The following is a 7,036-nucleotide window of genomic DNA, read 5'->3' on the forward strand; positions in this document are numbered from 1 at the left end:
TAGCTTTTTAACTTTACAGGATAGCTTATGATTATTTGAAGTTCTGCGGCTTTGATATAGCTTCTGTGCTATCTCAGCATTATAGTCACTATTTATACTAGTGCGATTAAGTTCCTTTTTTATAGCTCTTTCACTATAGCCAATTTTATTGGCTATTTGAGATGTTTGGTATCCTAATTTAAGTAATTCTTCTATGCAATATCTATTTGAAAGAGTTAAGTGCTTTGGCATTTTTTAGTTCCTTATCGTTTATTTTAGTTTCGTCAAAACCTAATAAACTATATTTGGAACTCTCTTTCAACTATTTAAAACTTTCAGAATACAATCTAGCAAGTATAAATACATATCTGATATGGCTTATGAGTGTTCGGTTAGTAGTAAGACTCTAGCAAGGAAAATCAAAAAAATATAGGGATGAATTTTAGTGATTGAAAAAAACAATTGCATATTGTTATAGCTCTACAAAAATTATATGAAGGTTATTCAGTAAATTGGGTTTCAGAGTATTTAGGGTATGAATCGACGAGTACTTTTGTTATTTTCTTTAAGAAGATTTTTAAATGTTCTCCTAAAAGGTATGTTAAAAACTATTGTCAGAATAGTTTTTAAATATCATCAACACTTATTTTTTCAGGATTTGCAACAAAAAGCGAAAAAATAACCATAATAACCGTTACACAAAGACAAATAATAAGAGGTAACTTCCAACTAGAAGTTATTTGATGGAATGTCCCAGTTATAATAGGACCTAAAGCGGCTAATATATAGGCTATTGATTGAGATTTACCAGAAAGGACAGTAGCTAGTTGTGTATTACTAGTTCTTATACCTATTAATATTAAGCTGACCATGAATGCACCGCCAACTCCTATTCCGAGCATTACAATTGCAATAAAAGTAAATATATTAAGTAAAAGAAATAAAATTCCTAAAAAATTACATAATGCAAATGCTAATGTAATAATATTTTTGTTTTTTAATATTTTCATAAGTGGGGTTATTATTAATACAGGTAAGCATGATATTTGAAATAACCCTGCTAAATAACCAGCATCTTGAATAGAGTATCCTTTGCTTTCTAGAATGGAAGGAATCCATGTAGAAAGAGTGTACATAAGTATACTACTGCATGATAGGAATATACTTATTTGCCATGCGATTTTAGATTTCCAGATGTGACTATTGAGATTTGTGGAGTTATCGTTTTTTGGTAATAAGGTTTTATTTTTGAGTTGAGGTAGCCATGTAATTAAAGTTATTATACCAAGTATAGCAACACTTGATAGTGCTAGTGTTAAGCTAGAGTTGCCTGAGTAAGAGAGTTTTTGTGCTAGATGCATGATCGGTATCATTAAACTAATAGTTAGCCAAGATCCTAGACCCATCATTAATCCATATGCTGATATTATAATATGTATATTGTTTGGAAATTTTTGCTTTATAAAAACTGGGATAAGAACATTAGATATAGTGATACCAATACCGATAATGATGGTACCTAAAAATATTGAACATACATTAATATGAGAGCGTATTAACATGCCAAGAGTTATCAATATTATAGATATCATTAGGCTTGTTTCCAACGAGAGTTTTTTCGTAAAAGAAAAAATGAATACAGATAATGTTGCAAAAATTAGTAATGGTAAGCTAACTAATAGCCCAGCTGCTCCTGGAGAAATAGTAGTTGTATTTATAATATTTGTAAGTAGTGGTGATATGGATGTAATAGGAGCCCTTAAAATAGAAGCTATTAGAATAATTCTAATAAAGCAAATAAATAGGTGTTTAGTATTTTTCATTTAATCTATATTAATACGTTTTTGGTATTTATATATTATGATATTTATTTTTTTTAGAAGAGACTATTTATTTGGTTTAGAGGACATTTTAGCTGTGGAGAATTGTCTTAATAAAATATCTATCCTTTGAAGCCTGTAGCCACAACATAGAACTCTCTTGATTTGGGTCTTGATGATTTTGGTTTAAATTGTGTTACTTTGTTAAAAGACTCTCTTACTAATTTAAGGTATTCATCACTTCCTTGACCTTGAAAAACCTTCGCAACAAAAGAACCATTTCTGTTTAGATTTGTAGTTGCAAAGTCCAGAGCAAGTTCAAGAAGATAGATTGATCTTGCTTGATCAGAGGTTTTGTTTCCACTTAGGTTTGGAGCCATATCAGATATTACACAGTCAATTTTCTTATCATTTATAAGTTGGTTTAGCCTTTCGTAAGTTTCATCACTAGAAAAGTCTCCTTGGATAAACTCTACGCCAGCAATAGGAGTCATTTCAAGTAAATCTAGAGCAATAAGTTTACCATTGTTACCTATAAATTTTACTACCTGTTCTGACCACCCTCCTGGAGCTGCTCCAAGATCAACTATAAACATATTCTGCTTGAATAAGTTATATTTATCTTGTATTTCAAGAATTTTGAAACTAGCCCTGCTTCGATAGCCAAGTTTATTGGCTTGAGCTACATAGTAATCAGAAGTATGCTCTTGAATCCATTTCTTAGTACTAGAACCTTTAGACATAGTTATCTTAGAATTTTTTCTTTATATTGTATGAATATTTTATAGATAAATAAAGCATGCTGATGGATATTGTTTTTATGTATATCAAAAGCTTATAAAACAGATGTTTTAGAGTTATAATTAATTTAGTATGGTTCTCATGTTTTGAGTTTAGAATGTATAGAAAAATATTTGTGGTCTGTTTAATAGGTTTGTCTATGGCCTCTTGTACTATAAAAGAAGATATTCAAGACAATATTGATCATTATGATAGGTTAACAAGGTGTAGTAAAGCCAAAGAAGTTAGTTATAGTAAGCATACAAATGATATTGATGGTGCTAGATTTTTAGTTGCAAATTATCCAGATCAAGTTATTCGTTTAGATGGTAAAGATTTTGATGACAGATATAAGAAGCTAGTAGAGTATCTTAAAGATAATGGCTATACAGTTATGATAAATGAGAAGCTGCCTCAAACAGCTACCGTTATCGCTGAACTTAATAAACCTCTTCCTGATATGAAGTATATGGGAGTTATAATGGAGCAAGATTCAAAAATGGGTCAAACTGTATATAGTATCTCTTATGGAGGTAATGAGTTTAAAGCTCGACAATTTTATACTAACATATAAGAAAACGCTATGACTTTTTAGTAAATAATGATGCAAAGATGAGAAATATTACTCCACATGTTATTGCTGAATCAGCTATGTTAAAAGATGGCCAGTGGTAATTACCAATATGAAAATCTAAAAAGTCTATGACATAACCTTGAAAAGCTCGATCATAGAAGTTACCCAGTGCTCCTCCTAATATAAGTGAGAATGAAACTAAGTTAAGTCTTGCACTAGTAGGTTGTTTGATGATTAGATATATAAGTATGATCGCTGCGATTAATGAAATAGTGGCAAACATAATCATTTGCCATGATGTTTGATCATTACTTAGTAGGCTGAATGCAGCGCCATGATTGTATAATAAAGTAAAATTAAAGAAGCTAGTTACTTTTACAGGTTGGGCAAATTCTAATTGTGTATTAGCCAAATACTTTGTGTATAGATCAGCAATTATAATAGCAATTGCCAAAATAAAATATTTAAGCTTAGGTTTAAGCGAATTCACGTGACTCTCCGTCTTCAGTAGTAATATTTTCAACGCAACGACTGCAGATATCTTGATATTCTTGATTTTGACCTACAGTAGCACTACGATGCCAACATCTTTCACATTTTGGCTCTTCAATCTTATTAACTTCAATATTTAGACCAGTGATATTTGATTCAATAGAGTCATTTGTTTTTTCTTCAATAGTTCTCAGACTTGCTTTTGATGATATCAGTAGGAATCTTAGTTCATTGCCAAGTTTCTCTAGAGGTTTATAATTATCATTATCTGCATATATGATAATTTCTGCTTCTAATGATGCTTTAATTACATCTTCATTTCTTTTAATTTCAAGTATTCTATTGACTTCTGAGCGTATTTCTTGAATTTTTGCCCAGAAATCTAGATTTAATTCATCTTGATCATTAAATGATTTTAGATCAGTATACCATTCACAAAGTTGAATAGGTAAATCAGTTGTTTTTGGCGTAGCTTCCCAGATTTCATCAGCTGTATATGAAAGTATAGGAGACATCCATCTTACTAGAGCATGTACTATATGATATATAGCAGTCTGAGCTGATTTACGTGGATGACCATCTGCTTTTGCAGTATATTGTCTATCTTTGATAATATCTAGATAGAAGCTACCCATTTCAATAGAGCAAAAGTGGTGGATCAATTGAGCTACAGTATGAGTTTGATATTTATCGTAAGCTTCAATTATTTTGTCTTGGAATTCTTTTGTTTTAGCTATTGCCCATTGATCTAATTTGACTAGTTTGTCAAACTCAATAATATCTGTTTCTGGATTAAAGCCTTCTAGGTTTGATAATAAGAATCTAGCAGTATTACGCAATCTACGATAAGTATCAGCAGTTCTTTTTAGAATCTGATCAGAAACAGCCATTTCGCTCTTATAATCAGTGGATGCTGTCCATAGACGAAGTATATCTGCACCTAGGGTATTATAAATATCTTGAGGTGAAGTTACATTACCTAGAGATTTAGACATTTTACGTCCATGCTCGTCAACTACAAAACCATGAGTAAAAACTTCCTTGTAAGGTTGGCTACCTTTGGCAGACATAGCCACTAATAGAGATGTTTGGAACCAGCCACGATGTTGATCAGAACCTTCTAAATACAAATCAGCAGGGTAGCTTAAACTTTTGTCTATATCTAAAATACACATGCTTGATGAACCAGAGTCAAACCATACATCCAATGTATCTTTCACACGTTTATATGCATCTGTCTCAGCTATGAAATCATTATCATCAGCATTAAACCATGCCTCAATACCACCTTTTTCTATCTTTTGAGCTACTTTGTGAAGTATCTCAATAGTATTAGGATGTAGTTCTTCAGTTTCTTTATGGATGAATAATGGTAGTGGTACGCCCCATGTTCTTTGACGAGATATGCACCAATCTGGTCTATCTTTAATCATACCCTCTATACGAGCTTGTCCCCAGCTAGGAGCCCAGCTAGTTTCTTTAATTGCTTCTATAGCCTTCTCTCGTAAACCTTCTTTTTCCATGCTAATAAACCATTGAGGTGTAGCTCTGAATATCAAAGGAGTTTTATGGCGCCAGCAATGAGGATAGCTATGTTTAAGTTTATCGAAGTTCATTAGACGCTTTTTCTCGCCAAGAAGTTCAATAACTCTATCATTTGCTTTAAATACAAATTCGCTAGCAAATAGTTTAGTGTTTTCGCTATAGCAGCCATTGCCTTTTACAAAAATCTCCATGGATAAATCATGCTCTTTCCCAAGAGTGAAATCCTCAACACCATGGGTAGGTGCTGTATGAACCATCCCTGTACCTGAATCATCAGTTACATGGTCACCATGTAAGATAGGTACATGGCGGCTATAGAAGGGGTGCTCTGCAATAATACCGATCAGTTTATCTCCACTTGTGCTAGCTATAATCTGAGAGTTTTCAATGGCATATCTTTTGAGTGTTTGCTCCACTAAATTCTCTGCCAAAATAATATAAAAGTCTTCGATTTTTATTAGACTATAGTTAAGTTGATTATTGACGGCAATCGCTTGGTTCGCTGGCAATGTCCATGGGGTAGTTGTCCAAATTATTGCAAAAGCATCATGGTTTAAAGATTCTAAACCAAAAGCTTTAGCAAGTTTCTCTTTGTCTTTGATTTTAAATTTAACATCAATTGCTGGTGAGATTTTATCTTTGTATTCGACTTCAGCTTCAGCAAGTGAGGATCCGCAGTCAGTACACCAGTGAACAGGCTTAAATCCTTTTGTTAGATGTTTGTTTTCGATTATTTTAGCTAATGTTCTAATCATATTAGCCTCATAGCTAAAGTCCATAGTCAAATAAGGCTGTTCCCACTGACCTAATACACCAAGTCTCTTAAAGTCTTTCTTTTGTATTTCTACTTGTTGTTTTGCATATTTACGGCACTCTTTTCTAAAAGCATCTTCAGATATTTTCTGACCAGCTTTGCCGTGTTTCTTTTCGACTTGTAATTCTATTGGTAAGCCATGACAATCCCAAGTTGGAATATAAGGAGCATCAAAGCCGCTCAATGTTTTTGATTTGACGATTATATCTTTCAGAATTTTATTAACAGCATGCCCAACATGTATGCTCCCATTAGCATATGGAGGGCCATCATGTAATACAAATTTATCGCGACCAGCAAAATGCTCTCTAATTTTCTTATAAATACCTTGTTTTTCCCATTTGTTGAGGATCATTGGTTCTTTGTTAGCTAAGTTGCCTTTCATTGAGAAAGAAGTTTTGGGAAGATTTAAGGTGTCTTTATAGTCACTCATTTGGATTCCTTAGGTATTTAAATAAGTTATGTTTGAAATTAAAATTACTTAAGCTCAAATTATAAAGTACAAAGATGATTATGTTAATAGATAAATTGCATAAAAAACATAGATAGTAACTAGTTTGTTTGATGGTTCTTTTTATAGAGGATAATCATTATTGAATAAATAAGTATAGAGCATTACCATGAAAATTTTTAAAAGGCTAGATTGTATTCTGAAAGTTTTAAATAGTTGAAAGAGAGTTCCAAATATAGTTTATTAGGTTTTGACGAAACTAAAATAAACGATAAGGAACTAAAAAATGCCAAAGCACTTAACTCTTTCAAATAGATATTGTATAGAAGAATTACTTAAATTAGGATACCAAACATCTCAAATAGCCAATAAAATTGGCTATAGTGAAAGAGCTATAAAAAAGGAACTTAATCGCACTAGTATAAATAGTGACTATAATGCTGAGATAGCACAGAAGCTATATCAAAGCCGCAGAACTTCAAATAATCATAAGCTATCCTGTAAAGTTAAAAAGCTAATAATAGCTTTGTTAAAAAAGAAGATATCTCCGGAACTTATTTGTGGTAGATTAAAACATGAGG

At 32.0% G+C, this 7,036-nt stretch carries 7 protein-coding genes and 1 pseudogene; 3 read left to right on the forward strand and 5 right to left on the reverse strand.

From position 1 onward, the window contains the following. Positions 1-231, reverse strand: a 231-nt coding sequence (locus F8C69_RS07905) for a helix-turn-helix domain-containing protein (RefSeq protein WP_159183974.1), incomplete at its 3' end; no start/stop codon positions are given. 210 nt (positions 232-441) lie between these two features. On the opposite strand from F8C69_RS07905, the gene F8C69_RS11315 reads away from it, so the two are divergent. Then, positions 442-609: a hypothetical protein gene (locus F8C69_RS11315; protein WP_372357498.1), complete on the forward strand. Its 168-nt coding sequence runs from the start codon at positions 442-444 to the stop codon at positions 607-609. Here F8C69_RS11315 and F8C69_RS07910 read toward each other — a convergent pair. Further along, positions 606-1,802 carry an MFS transporter gene (locus F8C69_RS07910; protein WP_159184814.1) on the reverse strand — a complete coding sequence of 399 codons (1,197 nt, stop codon included), beginning with the start codon at positions 1,800-1,802 and terminating at the stop codon, positions 606-608. The two genes, F8C69_RS11315 and F8C69_RS07910, sit on opposite strands and share 4 nt — an antisense overlap. A gap of 119 nt (positions 1,803-1,921) precedes the next feature. Beyond that, positions 1,922-2,542 (reverse strand): 23S rRNA (uridine(2552)-2'-O)-methyltransferase RlmE, encoded by a 621-nt coding sequence (gene rlmE, locus F8C69_RS07915; RefSeq protein WP_159184815.1) that lies wholly within the window; start codon positions 2,540-2,542, stop codon positions 1,922-1,924. A 155-nt stretch (positions 2,543-2,697) separates the two neighbouring features. On the opposite strand from rlmE, the pseudogene F8C69_RS07920 reads away from it, so the two are divergent. Then, positions 2,698-3,166 (forward strand): annotated as a pseudogene (locus tag F8C69_RS07920) (hypothetical protein). Here F8C69_RS07920 and lspA read toward each other — a convergent pair. Both lspA and ileS read right to left on the reverse strand, forming a co-directional pair. Further along, positions 3,161-3,643, reverse strand: a complete 483-nt coding sequence (lspA, locus tag F8C69_RS07925; protein WP_159184816.1) for a signal peptidase II — start codon at positions 3,641-3,643, stop codon at positions 3,161-3,163. The pseudogene F8C69_RS07920 and the gene lspA sit on opposite strands and share 6 nt — an antisense overlap. Then, positions 3,630-6,437 (reverse strand): isoleucine--tRNA ligase, encoded by a 2,808-nt coding sequence (gene ileS / locus F8C69_RS07930; RefSeq protein ID WP_159184817.1) that lies wholly within the window; start codon positions 6,435-6,437, stop codon positions 3,630-3,632. Before ileS ends, lspA begins: the two co-directional genes overlap by 14 nt. Before the next feature lie 304 nt (positions 6,438-6,741). On the opposite strand from ileS, the gene F8C69_RS07935 reads away from it, so the two are divergent. Continuing rightward, on the forward strand, positions 6,742-7,036 hold a 295-nt coding region (locus F8C69_RS07935), incomplete at its 3' end, for a helix-turn-helix domain-containing protein (RefSeq protein ID WP_159184785.1).

It is taken from the genome of Francisella noatunensis subsp. noatunensis, from assembly GCF_009823375.1.
Taxonomy (GTDB): domain Bacteria; phylum Pseudomonadota; class Gammaproteobacteria; order Francisellales; family Francisellaceae; genus Francisella; species Francisella noatunensis.

What these genes read in the sequence shown, in the direction of transcription:
- F8C69_RS07910 (WP_159184814.1), bottom strand. Translation starts at nt 1,802, where the DNA reads ATGAAAAATACTAAACACCTATTTATTTGCTTTATTAGAATTATTCTA.
- rlmE (WP_159184815.1), bottom strand. Translation starts at nt 2,542, where the DNA reads ATGTCTAAAGGTTCTAGTACTAAGAAATGGATTCAAGAGCATACTTCT.
- ileS (WP_159184817.1), bottom strand. Translation starts at nt 6,437, where the DNA reads ATGAGTGACTATAAAGACACCTTAAATCTTCCCAAAACTTCTTTCTCA.